Here is a 23,523-nt window from a genome sequence, read left to right on the forward strand (position 1 = left end):
GCGCGCCCGCCGCCGGCGGGGCCAGGGTGGGGCGCGCCCGCCACCGGCGGGGCCGGATCGGTGCGCCTCAAACGCCGGCGGGGCCGGGGTGGGGCGCGCCCGCCGCCGGCGGGGCCAGGGTGGGGCGCGCCCGCCACCGGCGGGGCCGGATCGGTGCGCCTCAAACGCCGGCGGGGCCGGGGTGGGGCGCCTCAAACGCCGGCGGGGCCGGATCGGTGCGCCTCAAACGCCGGCGGGGCCGGGGTGGGGCGCCTCAAACGCCGGCGGGGCTCAAAGATCGGGGGCTCCGCGCCCGCGCGCTCAAACGCCGCGCGGGCTGGAAATGCCGCTCCGCGGCATCCCAGCCCAGTGTCGCGGGCTCCATTCCAGCGCCGCGGGCCTCATTCCAGCGCCGCCGGGCACCGATTCAGCCCCGCCGGCGTTTGAGGCGCGGGGGTGTGGGGGCGGAGCCCCCGCGTGGCCTGCCGGGCGCGGCGTTCGTCTCCGCCCCGCCGGCACCCACTCCAGCCCCGCCGGCGATTGAGGCGCGGGGGCGTGGGGGCGGAGCCCCCGAAACCGGGCCCGGTGGGTCATGGGCGGCCCTGGAGTCTGGCTGAGGACGTGCGGGTCGTGCTCAGTTTGCCGTACAGCCGCTTGCCCGGGCACTCCGTCGCGAACCCGTCCCGGTGACCCGAGATGACGTTCATCCTGACCGCCCTCCCCTTCGGGTACCGGTTGCCGCCGCCCGACGTCAGCGTCGTCTTCGCGCGCGGGTCCATGTTGAACAGGCCCAGCTTCCACGCCGTCAGGCGTGACACCGCGTCGACCGCCGCCGCCGGCGGGGCGCTGGAGGAGAAGGAACCCAGGACGACCACGCCCATGCTGTTGGTGTTGAAGCCCATCGTGTGCGCACCCAGCACCGCCTTCACGACGCCGCCCGCGCGCCCCTCGTACACGGTGCCGCACTTGTCGACGGCGAAGTTGTAACCGAAGTCCCGCCAGCCGCTGCTGACCACGTGGTAGCGGTAGAGGCTGCGCAGCACCGCCGGGGCGTCCTTGCAGGCGTAGTTGTTGCCGGACGCGCTGTGGTGGACGAACGCCGCCTTCACCGTGGAGGTGTAGACGAAGCCCGGCTCGCGCAGGGACTCGTCCGCACCCCACCCCTTGCGGGTGACGATCCGCGGGCGCGGACCGATGTACGGGGTGCCGGCCGCGGCGAGGGTGCCGTCGCCCGCGAGGACCGCGTCGGCGGTGGAGTCGGCCTTGTTGAGCGCCTTGATCTCGTTGGCGCCCAGCGCCGCCATCGGGACGTTGGCGTTGGAGGTCTCCGCCATCGCCGGCGTCATGCCGGGGACGACCGTCACGTTGCCCTTGCCGTCCCCCGGCTCCGGACCCGTACCGGTGCCGGTGCCGTTCTTGTCGTCCGTCGTGGCCACCGGCTCGCCGGGGTCGACGAGTTCGATGCGCATCCCCGACGGGAGACGGGCGGCCGAGCGGGTCGCGCCGGCGCCCGGTTCCGCCTGGACGCGGACCTCGACGCCGTCGGACTCGCCCACCCACAGCGGCGCCGTGGCGCCCCGGACGCGGCCCGAGCCGCGCTCGGCGGCGTCCGGGTCCGCGGCGTGCTCGCTGTTGTGGGTCTCGACGTCCTGCCAGTCGGTCCACGTCGCCGTCTCCGTGGACCGCGTACGGACCTGGACGTGGCCGTACAGCTCGGTGCTCGCGTCGTCCCAGACGACGCCGACCAGCGAGAACTTCCTGACCTCGCGCGCGGTCAGCCCCTGGGTCTCGGCCAGGCGGGGCTCGGCGGTCGTTCCGGGTACGGCGCTGCCCCGCGGCATGTCCGGTCCCAGGGGGACCAGCGGCAGCGACTGGGTGGAGCCGGCGGGGTGGACGGGGGCGGTCTCGGCCAGGGCGGGGGTCGGGAGCGCGAGCGGGAGGGCCAGTGCGGCCGCGGTCGCGACGCCGATCGAGGAAGCAAGGAATCCACGCATGAAAAAGATGCTGATCATACCGACCGGGCCGCGCCAGCCGGAACTGACGGAGCGTTGGATGGGCGGGCCCGTCCCGTGCCCTGGATGGGGGATGCGCGCGGCGGCCGTACGGGGGACGGCCCCGCGTACCCTGGGCCGGGTGAACGCCACTGACCGCACCCCTGCCGACCTGCTGCGATCCGCGCTCGCCGCGGATCCGGGCCGTCCGCTCGTCACCTTCTACGACGATGCCACCGGCGAGCGCGTCGAATTGTCCGTCGCGACCTTCGCCAATTGGGTGGCCAAGACCGCGAATCTGCTCCAGGGCGACCTGGGCGCCGAGCCGGGCGACCGGCTCGCCCTGCTGCTCCCCGCGCACTGGCAGACGGCGGTGTGGCTGCTGGCCGCCGCCTCGGTGGGCGTGGTCGTCGAGGTGGGCGGCGACCCGGCCGGCGCGGACCTCGTGGTCAGCGGGCCGGACACGCTCGACGCCGCGGCCGCCTGCCCGGGCGAGCGGGTCGCGCTGGCGCTGCGGCCGCTGGGCGGCCGGTTCCCGCAGCCGCCCGCGGGGTTCATGGACTACGCGGTCGAGGTCCCGGGACAGGGCGACCGTTTCGCACCGTTCGTTCCCGTGGGCGCAGACGACGCCGGGCTGGTCGTCGACGGCGAGGAGCTGTCGTACGGCGCCCTGGTGGAGCGGGCCCGCGGGGAAGGGGACGGCTCCCGCGTGCTGTCCGGGCTCGGCTACGACACGTGGGCCGGCCTCTCGGCGGGTCTGTTCGCACCGCTGGCCACCGGCGGCTCGGTGGTCCTGTGCCGCCACCTGGACCAGCTGTCCGAGGCCGGCCTGGCGCAGCGCGTCGACGCCGAGCGCGTCACCCGGGTCGTCTAAGGCCCTGGTCCGGGGTCCTGGTCCAGGGTCCTCGCCTCGGGTCCTCGCCTCGGGTCCTCGCCTCGGGTCCTGGTCCGGGCGGGGGCTACTTCGTGTGCATGATCTGGATCAGGTTGCCGCACGTGTCGTCCAGGACGGCGGTCATGACCGGGCCCATGTCCGCCGGCTCCTGGGTGAACCGCACGCCCAGCGCGCGCAGCCGGTCGTACTCCGCCCGTACGTCGTCCACGGCGAAGGAGGTGGCGGGGATGCCGTCCTCGACCAGCGCCGCCTTGTACGGCCCCACCGCGCGGTGCCCGGACGGTTCCAGCAGCAGTTCGGTGCCGTCGGGGGCCTCCGGCGAGACCACTGTCAGCCACCGGGCCCCGCCGCCCAGCGGGACGTCGTGCTTCGTCACGAAGCCCAGCACCTCCGTGTAGAAGCGCAGGGCCTTCTCCTGGTCGTCGACGAAGACGCTGGTCACGTAGATCCTCATGGGATGCTCCCTGGCGACGTCGGGGTGTCACGTCGCATCATGCCCGAGCGGCGTCCCGCCCAGAAGCCCGGTAACAGCCGATTTGTCACCCGCTCGGCCCAGTACGGACCCCGCCCCCGGGCCGCCCCGCCGGGCCCGGGTCAGGATCGGACGTGTGACCGACAGCGCGGGCATACCCAGCGGCACCGGTGCGGGCGGAGACGGTACGACGTCTCCGCGCGGCCGTCGGCGCAGGCTGCTGCGCTGGGCCGGGCTCGTGCTGGTGCTGCTGGTCCTGAGCGGGGCGGGGTCGGGCTGGTGGGCGTACCGCAAGCTCGACGCGAACATCGTGGAGGACACCTCCGCCGCCGCCGAGCTGGAGCGCTACGAGCGCGAACGCCCGGCCCGCGGCACGGGCGGGGCCCAGAACATCCTGCTGATCGGCTCGGACTCGCGCTCGGGCGCGGAGAACGCCCGCTACGGGACGGACCGGGGCACCCAGCGCTCCGACACCACGATCCTGCTGCACCTGCCGGCGGACCGCCGCAGCGCGACGGCGGTGTCCCTGCCCCGGGACCTGGTGGTCACCGTCCCCAGCTGCCTGCAGGGCGACGGCAGCCGCACCCGCGAGCGGCAGGCCCAGTTCAACTGGGCCTTCCAGTGGGGCGGGGCGGCGTGCACGATCCGTACGGTCGAGAAGCTCACCGGCATCCGGATCGACCACCACATGGTGCTGGACTTCCGCGGGTTCAAGAAGATGGTCGACGCGGTCGGCGGGGTCGAGGTGTGCCTGAAGCAGCCGATCGACGACGCGGAGGCGAAACTGAAACTGGCCGCCGGCCGCCGGACGCTCCACGGCGAGCAGGCCCTGGGCTTCGTCCGCGCCCGCCACAGCCTGGGCGACGGCAGCGACACCGAACGGATGGACCGCCAGCAGCAGTTCCTGGGCGCGCTGGTGAAGAAGGTGCAGAGCAACGGGGTGTTGCTGAACCCGGCGAGGCTCTATCCGCTGCTGGACGCGGCCACGTCGTCGATCACCACGGATCCCGGACTGGCCTCGCTGCGCGGCCTGTACGAACTCGTGCGCGGCGTACGGGACATTCCCACCGATCAGATCCGGTTCCTGACGGCGCCGCGGCGGCCGCACGCCGCCGACCCGAACCGGGACCAGCTGGCCGAACCGGACGCGACGCGGCTGTTCGAGCAGTTGCGCGCGGACCGGCCCCTGACGGTGGCCCCGCCGCCGGTGACCGCGACGCCGACGGCCGCGACGCCCCGGCCGGCGCCTGCCGCCACGTCCGCCGTCACCTCCCCCGCCGACACGCCGTCCGACACGCCGTCCGGCACGCCGTCCGGCACGGCGACGCCCCTGGCCGTGGCCGCGGACGAGCCCGTGGGGAGCCGCTTCGTCCACCGGGATGGAACCGGTCCTTCCGTCACACCTGTCCCAACTTTCACAGGGACCACGGCCAGTAGCGACGCGTGCAGGTGACTCACGGGTAGCCCGGCGGTAAAGCAATCCAAAAAGCCCAGGACCGATCCTTGCGAGATGGGCGTATTGACCCGTTATAAGGGGGTGGAATTTGTCACCAGCATGGTTTGCCGCTGAACTGGCCGGATAGGGTGAGCGACCCGGTGCCCGGCAGGCCGAAGGCCGTGCACCAGCAGCCGGATCGTTGACCGAGCGCCTGGGGGGAGGCGCCTCGTGAAGCACCGACGGAGGACTCGACAACCGTGGATGCGCAAAGCCGTGGGCGGGCCGACGAAATCGACCCCGCAGACCAGTGGATCCTCAACCCCCGCACTGGTCACTACGAACTGCGACAGAACCGCTCCGGTGCGCAAGCACCCGCACCCGCACCCTCGGTGGCTCCGCAGCGCAGATCCCGGCGCGCCCCGACGGAAGTCCCGGGCGCGAGCCCGCGGACGGCTCCGGGCACCAGCCCGAAGTCCCCGTCCCCCGCGGTCCCCGGACCGCGTCGCGGGGACGGCCCGCCCGGTGGCCGGCGCCCCGGCCGCAAACGCCGGGCTGCCGGCGGTGGCGGACGCGGCCGCAAGGCGCTGAAAGTGGTCGGCGGCGGCATGGCGTTCCTGCTGGTGGGTGGTGCGGTGGGCGGCTGGCTCTACTACAACCACCTCAACGGCAACATCAACACCACCGACGTCGGCGACGCGGGCAGTGGCGGGTTCAAGAAGGACCAGCCGATCAACATCCTGGTGATCGGCACCGACAAGCGCACGGGCTCGGGCAACCAGGGCTACGGCGACAAGGACAGCCCGGGCCACGCGGACACGACGTTCCTCTTCCACGTCTCCAAGGACCGGACGAACGCCACCGCGCTGTCCATCCCCCGCGACCTGATCACGGACATCCCGGACTGCCCGACGAAGCAGCCCGACGGCTCGACGAAGACCGTGCCCGGCGAGAAGGGCGTCCGCTTCAACACCAGCCTGGGGCAGTCGGGACGCGATCCGGGCTGCACGATGCGTACGGTCAAACAGCTCACCGGGATCCCGGTGGACCACTTCATGATGGCCGACTTCAACGCCGTCAAGAGCCTGAGCTCGGCGGTCGGCGGCGTGCCCGTCTGCCTGGAGAAGCCGGTGGACGACGAGAAGTCCAAGCTGAAGCTGGCGGCGGGCGAGCACCGGCTGGAGGGCGAGCAGGCGCTGGCCTTCGTACGCACCCGGCACGCCTTCGGCAACGAGAGCGACCTCGACCGGATCAAGACCCAGCAGCAGTTCCTGAGTTCGATGATCCGCGAGATGAAGTCCAAGAACACCCTGACCAGCCCCAAGAAGCTGATCGGGCTCGCGGAGGCGGCCACGAAGGCGCTGAGCGTGGACACCGGGATAGGGACCATCGGCAAACTGCAGAGCCTGGGCGGTGAGTTGAAGGGGATCAACCCCAAGAACATCACCTTCACCACCCTCCCCGTTCTGGACAATCCGGCTGAACGGGTCAAGTCGACCGTCGTCGTCAATCCCTCACAGGCCGAGCCGCTCCTGCAGATGATCCGCGGGGACGTCTCGCTCACCGAGGTGGAGGCCAAGGAGAAGGCGGCGGCCGACGCGGCCAAGGACAAGCAGAACGCTCAGCTCCAGGGCAACCGCGCCCCGGCCGGCGAGGTGCGGGTGGACGTCTACAACGGCGGCGGACCGCCCGGATCGGCACAGACCACACTGAACTGGCTGCACAACTCCAAGGGCGTGCCGCGGGCCAGTAACCTCGGCAACGCGCCGGCGAAGCTCGAGGCGACGACGCTCGAGTACGCGCCGAACCAGGCCGACGAGGCCCGGGCGCTGGCGGACATCATGGGTCTGCCCGCCTCGGCCCTCAAGGCCGGTGCGACGGACGCGGCGCCCAGGACCCCGATGAAGCTCACGCTCGGCGCGGACTTCAAGGGTCCGGGCATCCCGCTCACCGCTCCGCAGCAGGTGCCCGAGGGCGTCCAGCGGGTCGAAGCGGACAAGGCGGTCTGCGCCAAGTAGGCGCGGGCCCCACAGGGGCGACGTACAGCAACACCTGATACATCAGGACCTTGATCAGGAATCTGAGGGGGGAAACGCGTGAGGCACAGCAGCGTGCGCGGGGAGGGTGCGCCCGCTCCGGCCGCCGATGGCATATCGGGCGGCGGCACGGACTCGGCGATACCCCGGCAGCGGGGACGCGGCGGCCGAAGGGGCGACGGCGTCCCGCGCCGCGGCCGGCGCCGCGTGCTGCGCTGGGTGGCCACCACCCTGGCCCTGCTCATACTCGGTACGGCCGGCGCCGGCTACCTGTACTACCAGTACATGAACGGCAACATCCGTACGGACGCGCTCAACCTCGGCGACAACAAGCTGAGCGCCCCCAAGCCCAACGCGTTCGGCCAGACCCCGCTGAACATCCTGCTGATCGGTTCGGACGCCCGTGACGGCGACGAGAACAAGGCGCTGGGCGGGGCCTCGGACACCTTCGACGGGCCGCCGCTGGCCGATGTGCAGATGCTGCTCCACCTGTCCGCGGACCGCTCGAACATGTCGGTCATCTCCATGCCGCGCGACACCCTGCTGAAGATGCCCAAGTGCACCGAGCCGAACGGCAAGGTCCACCAGGCCAGCAGGGGGCTGGTGCAGACGAACGAGTCGCTGAGCCGCGGCGGCCCGGGCTGCACGGTCGCCGCCTGGCAGGAGCTGACCGGCATCCCGATCCAGCACTTCATGGTGATCGACTTCAAGGGCGTGGTGTCGATGGCGGACGCCATCGGCGGCGTCCCGGTCTGCGTCCAGCAGAACGTGCACTCGCGCACCAAGGACGGCAAGGGCTCGGGCCTGAAGCTGAAGGCGGGCGAGAACGTCATCCAGGGCGAGGTGGCCCTGCAGTGGCTGCGCACCCGGTACGGCTTCGAGGACGGCACGGACATCGGCCGCACCCACGCCCAGCACCTGTACATGAACTCCCTGGCGCGCGAGTTCCGCAAGAACGCCAAGCTCAGCAACCCGGTGAAGCTCAACAGCCTGGCGCAGGCGGCCATCGAGGCGATGGTGGTGGACACCGGGCTCAACAAGATCGACAAGCTGTACGACCTGAGCATGGAGCTCAAGAAGGTCCCCACCGGCCGGATCACCATGACCACCATGCCGTGGATCTACAGCCCGCAGGACTCGAACCGGGTGGAGCCCAAGCCGGTCGAGGCCGAGGAGCTGTTCCGGATGGTCCGCGAGGACATCCCGCTCGACGGTCAGGGTACGGCGCAGCCGCAGCCCTCCGCGGGCGCGTCCACCGCGCCGAGCGGCGCGCCGAGCACCGCGCCGACCACCCCGCCGGCCCAGGACCCCGCCGCCCCGCCGGCGAAGATCCAGGTCCTGGTGCGCAACGCCTCGGGCGGCAAGAACACCCCGGAGGCCAGGGCGAAGGGCCGCGGCAGCGACATCGCGGCGCTGCTGGTCTCCAAGGGCTTCGCCCGCGCCCAGGCCGACGGCCAGACCGCGGGCGAGGACACCTCCGTCGTGCGGTACGCGTCCCTGGACCAGGCCGGTGACGCGCAGGTCGTGGCCGCGGCGCTCGGGCTGCCGGCGACCTCCGTGGTGCGGTCCACGGACGTCTCGGGGGTCACCGTCTTCGTCGGCAAGGACTGGCGCACCGGCAACGCGCCCACCCCGCCGCCGCCCGCGCCGACGAAGGCGCCGGACTCCGCGCGCCCGCTCAACGGCGACAACGACAAGGAGTGCATGGCGATCCAGCCCGGCTTCACCTGGTAGCGGCCTCGCACGTACGGCGAAGGGCCCGGCGGATCTCCCCGCCGGGCCCTTCGCCGTACGTCGTGCATGCCTAGCGGGATACCGCCTCGCCGCCCGCGGGCACCGGCGGGCGGCGGCTGGCGATGACCCTGCGGGCCAGCGAGCGGGGGCTGGTCAGGAAGCCGTAGCCCCAGCACATGTGCATGGTCGCCATGGCCACCGGGATCTGCGCCCGCGCCTTGAGGGACAGGCCCTTGCCCGCGACGACCGAGCCGGCCGCCAGCGCGGCCAGGTAGCCGCCCGGGACCAGGAAGGCCCACGGGGTCACGGCAGCGCCGACGACGAGACCGGCCGCGACCGCGCAGAAGGCGGTCGGCGGGGCCAGGTAGCGCAGGTTGATCGATCCTGCGTGGTAGCGGGCCACCACGTGCCGCCAACGCCCGTAGTCCTTGTACTGCTTGGCCAGCGCCTTGACCGACGGGCGGGGCCGGTAGCGCACCTTGAGCTCCGGAGAGAACCAGATCAGCCCGCCCGCCTCGCGGATACGGAAGTTCAGCTCCCAGTCCTGGGCGCGGATGAACTGCTCGTTGTACCCGCCCTGCTGCTCCAGCGCCTCGCGGCGGAAGACCCCCAGGTAGACGGTCTCGGCCGGGCCCGCCTCGCCCCCCGTGTGGAAGGCCGCGTTCCCGACGCCGAGCCGCGAGGTCATCGCGGCGGCGACCGCGTCCTCCCAGGCGTTCTCGCCCTCGGCGTGCATGATGCCGCCGACGTTCTGCGCACCGGTCTCGCCCAGCAGGCGGACGGCGGTGGCGATGTAGTTCGGCGAGAGCAGGCCGTGCCCGTCGACGCGGACCACGATCGGGTGACGGGAGGCCTTGATGGCGGCGTTGAGGGCCGCCGGCGTGCGGCCGGTCGGGTTCGGCACGGTGTGGACGCGCGGGTCTTCGGCGACGAGCGCGGCGGCGATCTCGTCGGTCCGGTCCGTGGACGGGCCGAGCGCGATCACCACCTCCATCTCGCCGTCGTAGTCCTGCCCGAGGATGTGCCGGACGGCGTCACGCAGGTGGCGCTCCTCATTGAGCACCGGCATGATCACCGAGACTGCGGGCTGCTGGGTGGGCATGGGGTCCTTCACGGTCGGGTATCGGTGTCACGTTACCGCGTACGGGGGAAACGGGTGCGCGCCGGACGAGCGGTACGGACAGTCGCTGATCGTATGGGCCTACTGTTCTGACGAATCTCCCGTCCGCCCCCGTGGAGGTGTCCCTCGTGCCCCACCCGCACCGTTCCTCCCGACCGCCCCGGCCCGACGCGCCCGCCCGGCGGCGGGGCCGGGGCCCGGACCGGCGCGGGGGCCGGCGTGGGGGCCGGCCGCGCTGGGGCGTGCGCGTGGCGGGTGCGCTGTCGGTGGTGGTGCTGGGCTCCGGGGCGCTGGGGCACGCGGTCATGACGGGGCTGGACACCGGGATCGAGCGGGTGGACCCGTTCAAGGACATGAAGAACCGCCCGCGGGGCGGGAACGGCCTGAACGTGCTGGTCGTGGGCACGGACGGGCGGGAGCGGATCACTCCCGAGGACAAGCGGTCCTACCGGCTGGGCGGGGCGCCCTGCCACTGCACCGACACGATCATGCTCGTGCACCTCTCGGCCGACGGGGGGCGGGCGAGCGTGGTGAGCCTGCCCCGGGACAGCTACGCGGAGGTTCCCGCCCACCGCGACCTGGTCAGCGGCAAGGAGCACCAGGCGCATCCGGTGAAGCTCAACGCGGCGTACGCGGAGGGCGGGCCGCAGCTGACCGTGCGGACGGTCGAGAGCCTGACCCGGGTGAAGATCGACCACTACCTGGAGGTGGACTTCACCAGCTTCATGAAGACGGTCGACGCCATGGGCGGGGTGGAGATCTGCACCGCCAAGCCGCTGCGGGACACCAACACGGGCCTGGACCTGCGGCCCGGCACGCACCGGCTCACGGGCGGCCAGGCCCTCCAGTACGTGCGCTCGCGCCATGTCGACGGGGCCTCCGACCTGGGCCGGATGCAGCGCCAGCAGAAGTTCGTCGCCGCCCTGCTCCAGCAGGCGGCCACGGGCGGGGTGCTGCTGAACCCGGTGAAGTTCAAGCAGGTCAGCTCGACGCTGCTGGGGTCGGTACGGGCCGACAAGGGCTTCGGCTCGCAGCAGATGCTGGCGCTGGGGCAGGCGATGCGGGACTTCACGCCGTCGTCGTCGGAGTTCGCCTCGGTGCCGATCGGCGACCCCTCGTACCCGGTCAAGGGCATCGGGTCGACCGTGAAGTGGGACGAGGCGAAGGCGACGAAGCTCTTCGACGCGCTGCGCGACGACCGGCCGCTGGCCCCCGCCGCCCGGCCGGGCGGCGGCGGGAGCGGCGGCGACGGTGGCGGACGTGGCAGCGGTGGCGGAAGTGGCGGCGGCAGCGGCGAGGGCGGGCGCCGTCAGGCCGCCCCGGCGGTCCCGGTGGACGTACCGCCGCAGGAGATCCGGGTCCAGGTGGAGAACGGCACCCGGATCGACGGCCTCGGCGGGCGGGTCGACGCCGCCCTGCGCGCGACCGGCTTCAACACCACCCGTACGCCGGGCAACGCCTCCAGCCGCGAGGTCCGGCGCACGGTGGTGGCGTACGACCCGCGCTGGGACCGTTCGGCCCGCACACTGGCCACCGCGCTGCCGGGCAGCGAGCTGCGGGCGGTACGGGGCCAGGGGCGGACCCTGCTGGTCACGGCAGGCTCGCAGTTCGACAAGGTGGTCCCGGTCCGCGCCGAGGACCCCCATCGGGGTGAATTCGGTGTCGTCACCGGCGACCAGGTGGTGTGCGGGGACACCCCGTAGGCCGTGTCTTTCGGATCAGGCCTCGTCGAGGCCCTGGGCGGCGCGGCGCTCGCGCAGTTCCTTGATCGCCTGGCGGCGGGCCAGCCGGTGGGTGCGGCGGATCTGGGCCTCCTGGTAGCGGCGGCGGTCCCGGTCGGTCTCGGGGACGACCGTCGGCACCCGGCGGGGCTTGCCCTCGGCGTCGACGGCCGCGAAGACCAGGTAGGCGCTGCCGACCTGGGTCGCGGGGGTCGATTCGTTCCACCGCTCGGCCAGGACCCGTACGCCGACCTCCATGGAGGACCGGCCGGTCCAGTTGACCTGCGCCTTCACATGGACGAGGTCGCCCACCCGGACCGGCTCCAGGAAGACCATCTCGTCCATGGAGGCGGTGACGGCGGGACCGCCGGAGTGGCGGCCGGCGACGGCCCCGGCCGCGTCGTCCACCAGCTTCATGATCACGCCACCATGTACGGTGCCGAGGAGGTTGGTGTCGTTGCCGGTCATGATGTGGCTGAGCGTGGTGCGCGAGGCCGAGGTCGGCTTGCCCGGGAGATCGGCCGCTATGTCTGTCATACAGCCACCTTAAAGCCGTCCAAGAGGCATCAGCTCTGCAACAGCACCGGAACGAAGCCCCTCCCTGCCTGTCGGGTGACACGCCGGACCGGGCATTCTTGTCCGCATGAATGACTGGCCCGAGGGGCGCAACCGCGACGACCGCTACGGACGAGGCAGCGCCCAGCAGCAGCCCGAAGGTGCGCAGCGGATGCGGCACGTCCAGCGGCAGCAGCCCCCGCGCCCCGCGCAGCCGCCCGCTCAGCCGCCCGTCCCGCCGGCGCGGCCCGCGGGCCCCGGCGTCCCGCGGCAGCAGCCGCAGACCCACGACACCTTCACCGGGTACGACAGCGGCTACAACACCGGCCAGGTCTACGGCAGCCCCGCGGGCGCCCCGGCCGGCGGCGGCCCGGGCGGCGGTCCCGGCGGTGGTCCGGGCATGCCGCCGCCGGCCGGTCCGGGCCGCCAGGGCCCGGCGCCGGACTGGCGCAAGCGGATCAAGATCGGTTCCATCGCGCTGGTGTCGGTCCTGCTCGTCACCACGATCGGCACGTACTTCTGGGCCGACTCCAAGCTGCGCGGCGAGGTCGACCTCGCCAAGGTCATCGAGCGGCCCAAGGAGGGCGACTGCACGACGTACCTGATCGTGGGCTCGGACAGCCGTGAGGGCCTGTCCGACGCGGACAAGAAGAAGCTGCACACCGGTTCCGCGGACGGCAAGCGGACCGACTCGATGATGATCCTGGCGGCCTGCTCCAGCGGGAACACCATGATCTCGCTGCCGCGCGACTCGGACGTGGAGATCCCGTCCTTCGTGGGCTCCCAGTCCGGCAAGAAGTTCCCCGCCCAGGGCCGCCGGGTCAAGCTGAACGCCGCGTACTCCGAGGACGGCCCCGAACTGCTGGTGCGCACCGTGGAGCACAACACGGGCCTGCGCATCGACCACTACGCCGAGATCGGCTTCGCCGGCTTCGCCAACATCGTCGACGCGCTGGGCGGCGTCGAGCTGGACATCGAGAAGGCGTTCAAGGACGAGAAGTCGGGCGCCGACTTCCAGGCCGGCAAGCAGACCCTCAACGGCGAGCAGTCGCTGGCGTACGTACGGACCCGCTACGCCTTCGCCGAGTCCGACCTCCAGCGCACGAAGAACCAGCAGAAGTTCCTGTCGGCGCTGGCCAGCCAGGCCGCCACCCCGAGCACGATCATCAACCCGTTCAAGCTCTACCCGACGCTGGGCGCGGGCCTGGACACGCTGGTCGTGGACAAGGACATGTCCCTGTTCGACCTCGGCGAGATGTTCTTCGCGATGAAGGGCATCAGCGGCGGCGACGGCGTGTCCATGAACATCCCGATCTCGGGCGAGCGCGGCGGCAACCTGGTCTGGGACAAGGCCAAGGTGCAGCAGCTGGTCAAGCAGATCCAGAACGACGAGAAGGTGACGGTCACGGGCAACCGCTGAGCCGTACGCACGACGAAGGCCCGCCGGAATTCACCACCCCCGGCGGGCCTTCGTCGTACGGGTCAGCGGTCGGAGGAGAAGCGCAGCGCGGCGTCGGGCAGCTGGGCCTCGCACCACACGCGGGCGCCGGCGCGCAGTTCGTTGTCCGCGCCGACCAGGGCGCCGTCGCCGATGACCGCGCCGTCCAGGACCGTGCGGGCGCCGACCCGGGCGCGCGCCCCGATCAGGCTGGCGCTGACGACGGTGTCGGCGCCGACGCAGGCGCCGTCGAGCACGATGGACCCGGCCACGACCGCACCGGAACCGATCCGGGCGCCGGCACCGACCACGGTGCCGCCCGTCAGCCGGGCACCGGCGGCGACCTCGGCGCCGGGCAGGACCAGGGACTCGCCGCGCGGGCCGGGCACGGCCGGGGAGGCGACGAGGCCGCGCACCAGGTCGGCGGAGGCCTGGACGAAGGACTCGGGCTTGCCGAGGTCGAGCCAGTAGGTGTCCTCGGTCTTGCCGTACAGCTTGGCGCCGGCGGCGAGCAGGCCGGGGAAGGTCTCGCGCTCGACGGAGACGGGCCGGCCGGTGGGGATGGAGTCGATCACCGAGCGGCGGAAGACGTAGCAGCCGGCGTTGATCTGGTCGGTGACGATCTCCTCGGGCGTCTGGGGCTTCTCGGTGAAGGCCAGGACGCGGCCGGCGGGGTCGGTGGGCACCAGGCCGAAGGCGCGCGGGTCGGCGACGCGGACCAGGTGCAGGGAGACATCGGCGTCGGCGGCCGCGTGGGAGTCGACCAGGCCCCGGATGTCCAGGCCGGTCAGGATGTCGCCGTTGAAGACCAGGACGGACTCGTCGGCGCCGCCGGTCAGGCGCCGGGCGGCGTTGCGGATGGCGCCGCCGGTGCCCAGCGGCTCGTCCTCGACGACGTACTCCAGGTGGACGCCGAAGGCGGACCCGTCGCCGAAGTAGGGCTCGAAGACCTCGGCCAGGTAGCAGGTGGCCATCACGATGTGGGTGACGCCGGCGGCAGCGGCCCTGGCTATCTGGTGGGCGAGGAACGGCACACCGGCGGCCGGAACCATCGGCTTCGGCGTGTTCACCGTGACGGGCCGCAGACGCGTCCCCTGCCCACCGACCAGCAGGATCGCTTCCGTCATTGCGTTCTCCCCAACCGATTCCTGCATACGAAGGTCCAAATTTAGCCCATCGGGAGGACCCCCGAGGGCGGGTTCGCCGCTGCTCAGGGCGGTCAGGAGGCGAACGGGTCGACGTGGCCGGGCACCTGCTGCCCGGGGCGCAGGAACCGCTGCCTGCCGTGCTCGTCCCGTACCGTCACGAACCCGGCGGCCGTGAGCCGCTGTGCGCTCTTCCGGCGGCGGATCACGCCCACCTGGAACGCCGCGGTGAGGAACAGCGCGAGCGCCCCGCCGGAGGCCACCGCCTGGACCGGCGACCCGCTGATGAGCAGGACGGCGGTCAGGGCCGCGCAGGCGAGGTAGCCCTTCACCTTCTGGCCCCGGTCGGCGATGTACAGGGCCAGGACGTCGAAGGTGATGAGGTCCTTCAGCACCGCCACGGCGTCGGCCGCCTCGGGGAGCGGCTTCAGCGAGCCCTGCCGCAGCCCCGGCACCGTCCCGCGGTTGCCCGCCTGCGGATGGGCGGTGATGGCGGCTGCCTCGCGGACCCGCGCCTCGGGGTGCGGGTCCCGGTACATCCGGACCTGGACGAGCGAGTTCTTGTACCCGGTCCGGAACGCCACGCCGTACGTGTAGCCGTACTGCTCCGCCACGTGCGCGAGGGCGGCCGCCTTCGCCGGGGTCCCCTGGGGGGCGATGTCGACGACGTCCTGCTGCCGGGCGATCTGCTGGAGCATCCCCGTGATGTGACCTTCTACGGACATCCTCTTCCCCGCCCCTGAGACCCCGCGCCCGGGGCCGCCCGGCGCACAGCCTAGGGGGTGCGCCGTCGGCCGGAACACACGCGGCCCCCGCGCCGGGGCCGGGGCACCCGGTGTCGGCGGGTTCGCCCCGTTACGGCAGGTTCCTCGCCCTCACGATCCGCTGGACCTGGTTCGTGCCCCTCTTGACGCCCTCTCAGGCGTGGCGCTTGACGACCTCGAACGGGGTGTCGCCGGTGTACGGGAACTCGCCCGCCGGCAGGCAGTTCTCCTCGCGGTCGGTTCCCAGCCCGTCGCAGTGCTCGGAGCTCAGCCGCATGAACACCGTGGTGGTGTGCGTACCGGATTTGAGGCCGGGGAGCGCGGGCGACGCGAAGGTGGCGAACGGGAGCCCCTCGAACGGGACGACCAGCTGCAGGACCTCCGGGCCGAAGGTGAAACTCCGCTCGTGGGGCGTGCCGATGTCCTGGACGATCCGCACGCCGAGGAACTTCAGGATGAAGTCGTCCTGCGGCTTGGGCACGGACGGGACGTAGTCCGCCGGGTAGACGGCACTGGCCGCATCGGCGGCGGTGCCCCAGCTCGGGAAGGACCGGACCCAGGGCTTGCGCGCCACCGCCACACGGCAGGCCGGGGGGCCGATGATCTGCTCCCGGACCGTCAGGAGTGCGTTGAGGTCGGTTCCGTCGGTGGACAGGCAGCTGTTCCTGCCCGTGGTCGGGGTCCCGCCCGACGCGGCTGCGGGTACTGCGGCCTCGTCCCAGCTCTGGCGGGCCTGGGCGGTACCGCCGCCGACGGCGGTCAGTACGGTCGCCAGTGCGGCCGACACCAGGGCGGCACGGATGCGGGTGGGCTTCATCGGGGGCTGCTCCCTCTCGGCATCGCCATCGAGGCCGTGGTCCCCGCGTTCCGGGCCGGGCCTCAGTCACCGGCCGAGCGTGCACCGGGGTCGACACGGCCGCGACGTGGACACGCCGGACGTGCCCGGCACCACCCGCCAACCGGTGCCTGCACACAGCCGTTCGGCGGTAGCTGCGGCGCGGCCACTGCCGCTGGCATGGGCGGAGCAACGGCCCCGAACGGCCCCGAACGGCCCCGAGCGGCCCGGAGCGGCCCGGAGCGGCCCGGAGCGGCCCGGAAGCCGATCACAGCTCCCGGGCCACTCGAAAAGATCGCTGACCTGCGAAGACCCTGCTACGGCAGGTTCCTCGCCATCACGATCCGCTGGACCTGGTTCGTGCCTTCATAAATCTGCGTGCTTCACGGCGCATCTGGCGCTGACCTGCACAGACACCCCCTATATATAGGGCCTCCCCAGGATTCCCCCATGATCACCTGCCTGTCTGCCCTGGTCAGACCGCTGTGGTGTGGGCCACCCGCCCTAGGGGCTCCGGCGGCCCCCTTGACGCCCCGGCGGTGCAGGGATGACGCTCGTGCAAGTTGGCGTAAGCCACTCGACACCGGAGGCAGTCATGGCACTACGGTTCATCGGGATTGATCCAGACACCGGGCAGCAGGGCTCCCCCACCGTATGGGTGGACGAGGAGAAGGGGGAGCTGGTGCTTCAGGGCTGGAAGCCAGACGAAATGCTTGAGGCGGAGTGCGCGGCGTTCGAGGTTCCCGGGCACGCCCCGGGCATCCCGCCGCACGAAGCCGTAATTCGGATTCCGGCCCGCATGGTGCCGATGCTCAGGAAGGCGTGCGATGTCGCAGAACGAGCCGGGCTTTAACGAGCTGCTGGCCGCAGCCAAGCACTCGGCTGTGCACTTGGAGCTGCGCGACTCGTACGGCGTCGGGGATGAGGCTGAGGACTTCGAAACCTGGAAGCGCACGGGCCAGCGCGACATTGACCCGACGTCCTCCTACTGGACTCCGTGGGTTGATTTGATTCGGAGCACGGTTGCCCGAGGCGTGGCGGTCCGCCGCGCTCGCGTTGTGTCGGAACCGGTAACGGACTACATCCGGTACGAGCACGCCGGCACCGTGGTCAACCTGCACGCCGGGGAGCAGGTTCGCTGGCTCCCCAGGCGGCAGGCTTCGGACATCGCGCTTCCCGGAAACGACTGCTGGGTGTTCGACGGAGAGATCGTGCTCTTCAACCACTTCTCCGGTGATGGGAACTGGTCCGAGCCCGGCTGGGAGGTTCGTTCCGAACCCGCCGTGGCACGACTGGCCTCGGATGCGTTCGAGGCGGTCTGGGAGCGCGGCATCCCGCACGAGAAGTACACGGTCTGACCTGACGGAATACGAAGAGCCCACTCATGTCTGCGTCCCCCTCGTCCAGCGCCCAGGCCGCCCGTGAAGCCATCGCCGCCCGTCTCGGGGGCCTACGCAAAGACGCGGAGCTGACCGGGCATGAGTTGGCTCTTCGGTGTGGCTGGAGTCCCGCGAAGTCGTCCCGCATTGAGCGGGCCAAGACCCCTGCATCGGCCGCCGACATCCGCGCCTGGTGCAAGGCGTGCGGTGCAGAGGACCAGACAGACGACCTGATCGCGGCGAACCGGCAAGCCGACCAGATGTACGTCCACTGGCAGAAGCTGCACCGGCACGGCATGCGCCGGGCGCAGGAAGAGGTTGTCCCCCTCTACGAGCAGACCCGCCACTTCCGCGTGTACTGCTCGAACGTGGTCCCGGGCATGCTCCAGACCGAGGCCTACGCGGCAGCTCTGCTATCGACCATTGCCGCCTTTCAAGGAACCCCTGACGACTCGCAGACGGCGGCAGCATCCCGAATCGAACGCTCACGCGTGCTCCATGACGGCAACCACCGCTTCGCTCTCCTGTTGGAAGAAACGGTGCTCCGCTATCGCATCGGCGACGCTGCCGCCATGGCTGGACAGCTCGGCTACCTGTTGGCTGTCATGGCGCTTCCGAACGTGAGCCTCGGGGTCATTCCTTTCACGGCCCAGCGGCGTGTCTGGCCGTTGGAAGCCTTCTATCTCTTCGACGGCCGCCAAGCGAGCGTGGAGCTGCTCACGGCCGCAGTGAACGTCACGGCGCCCAGCGAGGTAGCCACGTACGCCAAGGCGTTCTCAGAGCTGTCCAAGCTCGCTGTCTACGGTGCACCTGCCCGCGCTCTGATCTCGGATGCGATCACGTCCCTCGGTTAGTTCGTATGCAAGCTCGTGCAAGACCGTGGCTCGCTCCGCTCCCCGCTTTCTAGGGTCATTCCATCGACCCCGGAGGCGATCGGGAGGGCGCGGCGCGATGAAGACGGAACCGAATCGGTGGCAGGAAAAGCCGGTGGAACTGCCGGTGCGGCTGGAACGGCCCCGGCCCCGCCCCGTGCCGGGATGCGCCGAGTGCACGCGCCTGGGCCAGCTCCGGAAGGCGGCGGGACTCGAAGGCGACGGCACGACGGTGGCCGACTGCAACGTCCTGCTGCGGATGCACAGGACCGGTCACTGATGGACATGCAGACGTGGCGGGACTCTTGGGACCGAGCCGACAACGCTTCGGAGTCCATACGCGCCGCCCTGACCGCCCTCGGCGTTCCCGAGACGGTGTGGAACAGCCTTCGACCCACGGTGACCCACAACGGAGGGGCATACGTGGACTTCGGCAAGCTCCCGGCAAGTGTGGTTGAGCAGATCGCCGAAGCTCTTCGCCTGCCCACCGCCCCCTTCTGACTCCCGCCCCTTGCGGGGGCGGGCCCTCGGCCGGCTCACGCACCGAGAGGAGGTGAAGCGATGACCGACCCCGGAGAAAAGGACGGCGGCGAGAAGTTCCCGCCGCCGCCCGCCGCGTAACCAGCCCCCAACCGTCGAGAGAGAGGAAATCTCGCTGTGACGACCATGCTGGAATCCCCCGTCGCCTTACGGCACGGGCGGGACCTCGTCAGTCCCGAGCTGTTCGAGAAGGTGTCGGAGTTCTGCGCGGAGGAGTACGGACACGAGTTGTCCACCGCCCGCCGGATCGTGGACCAGGCCCTTGCCTTCCTCAAGGTCATGGGCGACACCCGCGCGTTCGACATGACCCCGTCCGACGCCGTGGACCCCGGATGGCACTCGTTCCTGCTCCACACCCAGGCGTACGCCGCCTGGTGCGACGAGCAGTTCGGGTTCTTCCTCGGCCACGAACCCAAGGCCACCGTCCGCACCCGCCCTCTCATCGGTTCCGTGGTGGACCGTGTCAGGGCCGCCGGGTTCCACGTGGACGAGCGGCTGTGGGGTGCGGCAAAGGACTGCAACCCGCCCGCGTGCTGCGGTGACGGCGACGGCTGCTGATCCACTCTCACTGAACGGAAGCGGTCCGGGCGTGGCTAAGGCGCCCGGACCGCCACAGCCAAGGGTTCCAAAGATGAGCAGCAATGACGAGGGCCTGACCGAACGAAGTCGGGTCACGGTATTCGCGATGTTCGGCACGGTCTTCGGCTACGCCACCCACCATCTCGACGAACGACGGATCGGGGACGTGGCCGTGATCGGCCCCCTGACCCCCGGTGTCGAGTGGCCACGGCTGTGGCAGATGGCCCGTTCCTGCGGCAGGCCCGCAGCCAAGGAAACCGAACTCGCACAGTGGATTCTGATCCAGGCGACCCGGGCGTTCGTCTGCGGAAGCGACCGCATCGCGCAGTTCCCTGACCAGGGCTGGAAGCTGGAGCCCGGTGGGAAGCGCGTCAGCTTCGAAGCCACCTACGCCAATCGAGATCATCTGTGGACCGGCAACCTGACCGTGGACGGTCTCAGCCCTGACCAGGTAGCCGAGCGCCCTTCGCTCTACCGGGCGTAGTTCAGGTGGGAGTAGTCGAACCAACGAAAGAAGCCCCGGCCGATCGGCCGGGGCTTGCTTGGTTTGTTGGGAGGTTCAGAGCAGTGCGCGGAACGGGTTGGAATCGGAAAGCGGGGCGGCGGGTCGCTTCACCGGCATGTCCGCAGGAACGGGCTTCGGGGTCGGGCGGTAGGAGTCCAGGCGAACCACTGTGGCACGGTTCTCCTCACGCTCCGCGCTGGCCGGCTCCGGCTCCGGCTCCGGGTGACGGAAGCTGTCACCGCGGAGCGTGAAAACTGTGGCCGGTCGGCCGGTCTTGCCGGACCGTTCCACGGTGACGACGATTCCGGGCAGTGCCTTGACCTCTTCGGCGGTGGCCCCCACGTACGGGAGGACCTGGGAGGAGGTGGCGCGTCCGCCGTGCAGTTCGATGCGGGCCCGGACCTTGTCGGAGAGGCTGAGCGGCTGCCGCTTGGCCCTCGGGGCGTCGGCTCCCTTGGTGATCCGTACCGCGTCCTGGACGGAGCGGCGAACCAGGGTGAAGGCAGCCGACAGGATCTCTTCCGTGACGGTCTCGGAGCACTCGGACGCTGCCAAGCAGGCCGCGACCCTGAGTGTCTGCTCTGCTGTCCGCTCGATGAACACGGCGAAGTCGCCTGACCCAGCCCATACGGAAGGCCCCCGGCATCACGCCGGGGGCCTTGTCGTTTGTGCAGCTCAGCACCGTTTTGCAGCCCAGGTTCCGCCCAGGATTTCCCCAGCATGACGCCCAGGAAGGGCCCGGAACGGGCCCGAACGGACCGGAAGCCGACCGCCGCTCCGATCATCCCAGATGGCGGCTGACCTGCGGAAAACCCTGCTACGGCAGGTTCCTCGCCATCACGATCCGCTGAACCTGGTTCGTTCCTTCATAAATCTGCGTGATCTTGGCGTCGCGCATCATGCGCTCGACCGGGTAGTCACGGGTGTAGCCGTAGCCGCCGAGCAGCTGGACGGCGTCCGTGGTGACCTCCATCGCGATGTCCGAGGCGAAGCACTTGGCGGCCGCGCCCAGGTAGGTGAGGTCGGCGTCGCCGCGCTCGGAGGCGGCCGCGGCCTGGTAGGTCAGGGCGCGGGCGGCGGAGATCTTCATGGCCATGTCCGCGAGCATGAACTGCACGCCCTGGAAGTCGCCGATCGGCTTGCCGAACTGCTTGCGCTCCTGGACGTAGCCCTTGGCGTAGTCCAGCGCGCCCTGCGCGATGCCGAGCGCCTGGGCCGCGATGGTGATGCGGGTGTGGTCCAGGGTCTTCATGGCGGTGGCGAAGCCGGTGCCCTCGGCGCCGATCATGCGGTCCGCGGGGATGCGGACGTTGTCGAGGTAGACCTCGCGGGTCGGGGAGCCCTTGATGCCGAGCTTCTTCTCGGGCGCGCCGAAGGACACGCCCTCGTCGCCCTTCTCCACGACGAACGCGGAGATGCCCTTGGAGCGCTTCTCGGGGTCGGTCACGGCCATGACCGTGTAGTACTCGGAGACGCCCGCGTTGGTGATCCAGCGCTTGACGCCGTTGAGCACCCAGAAGTCCCCGTCGCGCACGGCGCGGGTCTTCATGCCGGCGGCGTCGGAGCCGGCGTCCGGCTCGGAGAGGCAGTACGAGAACATCCCCTCGCCCTTGGCGAGCGGCCCCAGGTACTTCTTCTTCAGCTCCTCGGAGCCGGAGAGGATCACGGGCAGGGAGCCCAGCTTGTTGACGGCCGGGATCAGGGAGGAGGAGGCGCAGACGCGGGCCACCTCCTCGATCACGATCACGGTGGCGAGCGCGTCGGCGCCGGCGCCGCCGTAGCTCTCGGGTACGTGGACGGCGTGCAGGTCGCCCGCGACCAGCGCGTCGAGCGCCTCCTGCGGGAAGCGGGCCTCCTCGTCCACCGCGGCGGCGAACGGGGCGATCTTGGCCTCGCAGAGCGCACGGACGGACTCGCGGAGCATGTCGTGCTCCTCGGCCGGGCGGAACAGGTCGAACTCCGACTTCGCAGAACCCGCCAAGGTTTCTCACTCCCCAGGGTGACGCTAACTACCGTTAAGTAACCCAAAGCTTAGTGTCAGGCCCCCGGCAGGGATACGTGACCTGCGCGACAGGCCGCGAACGCGTACGGGACCCCGTACCGGGACATCAGGGAACGTCCCCCCACCCGGGCGCGACTATGCTCGGTGGCCGCACAACGGCCCGCCGCACGTTTGGAGCACCCATGGCCCTCAGGATCACCGTGATCGGCACCGGCTATCTCGGCGCCACCCACGCCGCCGCCATGGCCGAGCTGGGCTTCGAAGTGCTCGGCCTGGACATCGTCCCGGAGAAGATCGAGATGCTGGCCGCGGGCCGCGTCCCGATGTACGAGCCGGGCCTGGAGGACCTCCTGGCCGCGCACGTCGCGGGCCTGCCGGGCTCCACGGGCCGGCTGCGCTTCACCACGTCGTGGGAGGAGGTCGGCGCCTTCGGCGACGTCCACTTCGTCTGCGTGAACACGCCGCAGAAGCACGGCGAGTACGCCTGCGACATGAGCTACGTCGACGCGGCGATCGACTCGCTCGCCCCGCACCTGACCCGCCCGGCCCTGGTGGTCGGCAAGTCCACCGTCCCGGTGGGCTCGGCGGACCGGCTGGCCGGGCGCCTGGCCGCGGCCGCCCCGGCGGGCCCGGAGGTGGAGCTGGCCTGGAACCCCGAGTTCCTGCGCGAGGGCTTCGCCGTCCAGGACACCCTGCGCCCCGACCGGATCGTGATCGGCGTACGCGGCGAGCGCGCCGAGAAGCTGCTGCGCGAGGTGTACGCGACCCCGATGGCCGAGGGCTCCCCCCTCGTCGTGACCGACTTCCCGACCGCCGAGCTGGTCAAGACCGCCGCGAACTCCTTCCTCGCCACCAAGATCTCCTTCATCAACGCCATGGCCGAGGTGTGCGAGGCGGCGGGCGGCGACGTGGTCAAGCTCGCGGAGGCCATCGGCTACGACGAGCGGATCGGCGCGAAGTTCCTGCGGGCCGGGATCGGCTTCGGCGGCGGCTGCCTACCCAAGGACATCCGGGCCTTCATGGCCCGCGCGGGCGAGCTGGGCGCGGACCAGGCCCTCACCTTCCTGCGCGAGGTCGACTCGATCAACATGCGCCGCCGCGGCCACATGGTCGAGCTGGCCCGCGAAGCCGTCGGCGGCTCCTTCCTCGGCAAGCGCGTCGCCGTCCTCGGCGCCACGTTCAAGCCCGACTCGGACGACGTACGCGACTCCCCGGCGCTCAACGTCGCCGGCCAGATCCACCTCCAGGGCGGCCAGGTGACCGTCTACGACCCCAAGGGCATGGCCAACGCCCGCCGCGTCTTCCCCACCCTGACGTACGCCGAGTCGGCGACGGAGGCGGTCGAGGGCGCGGACGTGGTCCTGCACCTGACGGAATGGCGCGAGTTCCGTGAGCTGGACCCGGCCACGCTGGGCAAGGCCGTCGCGGACCGCCTGATCCTGGACGGCCGCAACGCCCTCGACCCCGACGCCTGGCGCGCGGCGGGCTGGACGTACCGCGCGATGGGCCGCCCGAAGGCCTGACCG

Annotated in this window: 23 protein-coding genes; 14 read left to right on the plus strand and 9 right to left on the minus strand. The window is 71.3% G+C overall.

What is annotated here, in order from left to right:
* Positions 1–569: 569 nt before the first annotated feature.
* Positions 570–1,973, minus strand: coding sequence for a peptidoglycan recognition protein (locus ACIPXB_RS20460; RefSeq protein ID WP_401451802.1), 1,404 nt, complete (start codon positions 1,971–1,973; stop codon positions 570–572).
* Positions 1,974–2,112: 139 nt separating this feature from the next.
* Here ACIPXB_RS20460 and ACIPXB_RS20465 point away from each other — a divergent pair, with 139 nt between their 5' ends.
* Positions 2,113–2,844, plus strand: a complete 732-nt coding sequence (locus ACIPXB_RS20465) for a TIGR03089 family protein (RefSeq protein ID WP_401451804.1) — start codon at positions 2,113–2,115, stop codon at positions 2,842–2,844.
* A gap of 85 nt (positions 2,845–2,929) precedes the next feature.
* Here the strand turns inward: ACIPXB_RS20465 and ACIPXB_RS20470 are convergent, their stop codons facing one another.
* On the minus strand, positions 2,930–3,319 hold the full coding sequence (locus ACIPXB_RS20470) for a VOC family protein (RefSeq protein ID WP_401451806.1): 390 nt from the start codon (positions 3,317–3,319) through the stop codon (positions 2,930–2,932).
* A gap of 154 nt (positions 3,320–3,473) precedes the next feature.
* Here ACIPXB_RS20470 and ACIPXB_RS20475 point away from each other — a divergent pair, with 154 nt between their 5' ends.
* The 3 genes from ACIPXB_RS20475 to ACIPXB_RS20485 all read left to right on the plus strand — a co-directional run bounded on the left by ACIPXB_RS20475 (position 3,474) and on the right by ACIPXB_RS20485 (position 8,542).
* Positions 3,474–4,790 carry an LCP family protein gene (locus tag ACIPXB_RS20475; RefSeq protein WP_401451808.1) on the plus strand — a complete coding sequence of 439 codons (1,317 nt, stop codon included), beginning with the start codon at positions 3,474–3,476 and terminating at the stop codon, positions 4,788–4,790.
* A gap of 242 nt (positions 4,791–5,032) precedes the next feature.
* A complete protein-coding gene (locus ACIPXB_RS20480) occupies positions 5,033–6,790 on the plus strand; it encodes an LCP family protein (protein ID WP_401451811.1) in 1,758 nt (585 codons plus the stop codon).
* A gap of 78 nt (positions 6,791–6,868) precedes the next feature.
* Positions 6,869–8,542, plus strand: a complete 1,674-nt coding sequence (locus tag ACIPXB_RS20485; protein WP_401451813.1) for an LCP family protein — start codon at positions 6,869–6,871, stop codon at positions 8,540–8,542.
* A 70-nt stretch (positions 8,543–8,612) separates the two neighbouring features.
* Here the strand turns inward: ACIPXB_RS20485 and ACIPXB_RS20490 are convergent, their stop codons facing one another.
* Positions 8,613–9,644: a glycosyltransferase family 2 protein gene (locus ACIPXB_RS20490; protein ID WP_401451816.1), complete on the minus strand. Its 1,032-nt coding sequence runs from the start codon at positions 9,642–9,644 to the stop codon at positions 8,613–8,615.
* Between the two features lie 260 nt (positions 9,645–9,904).
* Between ACIPXB_RS20490 and ACIPXB_RS20495 the strand changes: the two genes are divergently transcribed.
* Positions 9,905–11,365 carry an LCP family protein gene (locus ACIPXB_RS20495; RefSeq protein WP_401451819.1) on the plus strand — a complete coding sequence of 487 codons (1,461 nt, stop codon included), beginning with the start codon at positions 9,905–9,907 and terminating at the stop codon, positions 11,363–11,365.
* Between the two features lie 15 nt (positions 11,366–11,380).
* Here ACIPXB_RS20495 and ACIPXB_RS20500 read toward each other — a convergent pair whose 3' ends face one another.
* On the minus strand, positions 11,381–11,920 hold the full coding sequence (locus ACIPXB_RS20500) for an acyl-CoA thioesterase (RefSeq protein WP_401451821.1): 540 nt from the start codon (positions 11,918–11,920) through the stop codon (positions 11,381–11,383).
* Between the two features lie 106 nt (positions 11,921–12,026).
* Between ACIPXB_RS20500 and ACIPXB_RS20505 the strand changes: the two genes are divergently transcribed.
* Positions 12,027–13,358, plus strand: a complete 1,332-nt coding sequence (locus ACIPXB_RS20505) for an LCP family protein (RefSeq protein WP_401451823.1) — start codon at positions 12,027–12,029, stop codon at positions 13,356–13,358.
* A gap of 62 nt (positions 13,359–13,420) precedes the next feature.
* Here ACIPXB_RS20505 and ACIPXB_RS20510 read toward each other — a convergent pair whose 3' ends face one another.
* The 3 genes from ACIPXB_RS20510 to ACIPXB_RS20520 all read right to left on the minus strand — a co-directional run bounded on the left by ACIPXB_RS20510 (position 13,421) and on the right by ACIPXB_RS20520 (position 16,102).
* Positions 13,421–14,503, minus strand: coding sequence for a sugar phosphate nucleotidyltransferase (locus ACIPXB_RS20510; RefSeq protein WP_401451825.1), 1,083 nt, complete (start codon positions 14,501–14,503; stop codon positions 13,421–13,423).
* Positions 14,504–14,595: 92 nt separating this feature from the next.
* Positions 14,596–15,246 (minus strand): hypothetical protein, encoded by a 651-nt coding sequence (locus ACIPXB_RS20515; protein WP_401451828.1) that lies wholly within the window; start codon positions 15,244–15,246, stop codon positions 14,596–14,598.
* Positions 15,247–15,439: 193 nt separating this feature from the next.
* Positions 15,440–16,102 carry a hypothetical protein gene (locus tag ACIPXB_RS20520; protein WP_401451830.1) on the minus strand — a complete coding sequence of 221 codons (663 nt, stop codon included), beginning with the start codon at positions 16,100–16,102 and terminating at the stop codon, positions 15,440–15,442.
* A 613-nt stretch (positions 16,103–16,715) separates the two neighbouring features.
* On the opposite strand from ACIPXB_RS20520, the gene ACIPXB_RS20525 reads away from it, so the two are divergent.
* From ACIPXB_RS20525 to ACIPXB_RS20555, 7 genes are all read left to right on the plus strand, one after another.
* Positions 16,716–16,973: a hypothetical protein gene (locus tag ACIPXB_RS20525; RefSeq protein WP_401451833.1), complete on the plus strand. Its 258-nt coding sequence runs from the start codon at positions 16,716–16,718 to the stop codon at positions 16,971–16,973.
* Complete coding sequence (locus tag ACIPXB_RS20530) at positions 16,948–17,478, plus strand: DUF6879 family protein (protein ID WP_226734450.1); 531 nt, start codon at positions 16,948–16,950, stop codon at positions 17,476–17,478. The genes ACIPXB_RS20525 and ACIPXB_RS20530 overlap by 26 nt, the downstream gene beginning before the upstream one ends.
* Before the next feature lie 26 nt (positions 17,479–17,504).
* Positions 17,505–18,353, plus strand: coding sequence for a helix-turn-helix domain-containing protein (locus tag ACIPXB_RS20535; protein WP_399957446.1), 849 nt, complete (start codon positions 17,505–17,507; stop codon positions 18,351–18,353).
* Between the two features lie 133 nt (positions 18,354–18,486).
* Positions 18,487–18,651 (plus strand): hypothetical protein, encoded by a 165-nt coding sequence (locus ACIPXB_RS20540; RefSeq protein ID WP_401451835.1) that lies wholly within the window; start codon positions 18,487–18,489, stop codon positions 18,649–18,651.
* Positions 18,651–18,872, plus strand: a complete 222-nt coding sequence (locus ACIPXB_RS20545) for a hypothetical protein (RefSeq protein WP_401451837.1) — start codon at positions 18,651–18,653, stop codon at positions 18,870–18,872. Before ACIPXB_RS20540 ends, ACIPXB_RS20545 begins: the two co-directional genes overlap by 1 nt.
* Positions 18,873–19,037: 165 nt before the next feature.
* Entirely contained in the window at positions 19,038–19,469 is a 432-nt protein-coding gene (locus ACIPXB_RS20550; RefSeq protein WP_401452149.1) for a hypothetical protein, read from the plus strand.
* Positions 19,470–19,542: 73 nt separating this feature from the next.
* On the plus strand, positions 19,543–19,974 hold the full coding sequence (locus ACIPXB_RS20555; RefSeq protein ID WP_401451839.1) for a hypothetical protein: 432 nt from the start codon (positions 19,543–19,545) through the stop codon (positions 19,972–19,974).
* Between the two features lie 75 nt (positions 19,975–20,049).
* On the opposite strand, the gene ACIPXB_RS20560 is transcribed toward ACIPXB_RS20555, so the two are convergent.
* Both ACIPXB_RS20560 and ACIPXB_RS20565 read right to left on the minus strand, forming a co-directional pair.
* Complete coding sequence (locus ACIPXB_RS20560) at positions 20,050–20,550, minus strand: hypothetical protein (RefSeq protein WP_401451841.1); 501 nt, start codon at positions 20,548–20,550, stop codon at positions 20,050–20,052.
* Positions 20,551–20,812: 262 nt separating this feature from the next.
* Positions 20,813–21,919 carry an acyl-CoA dehydrogenase family protein gene (locus ACIPXB_RS20565; protein WP_401452151.1) on the minus strand — a complete coding sequence of 369 codons (1,107 nt, stop codon included), beginning with the start codon at positions 21,917–21,919 and terminating at the stop codon, positions 20,813–20,815.
* Between the two features lie 260 nt (positions 21,920–22,179).
* Here ACIPXB_RS20565 and ACIPXB_RS20570 point away from each other — a divergent pair, with 260 nt between their 5' ends.
* Positions 22,180–23,520, plus strand: coding sequence for a UDP-glucose dehydrogenase family protein (locus tag ACIPXB_RS20570; protein WP_401451844.1), 1,341 nt, complete (start codon positions 22,180–22,182; stop codon positions 23,518–23,520).
* Positions 23,521–23,523 lie beyond the last annotated feature (3 nt).

Origin of the sequence: Streptomyces sp. NPDC090022 (genome assembly GCF_044748145.1) — a bacterium.
GTDB lineage: Bacteria > Actinomycetota > Actinomycetes > Streptomycetales > Streptomycetaceae > Streptomyces.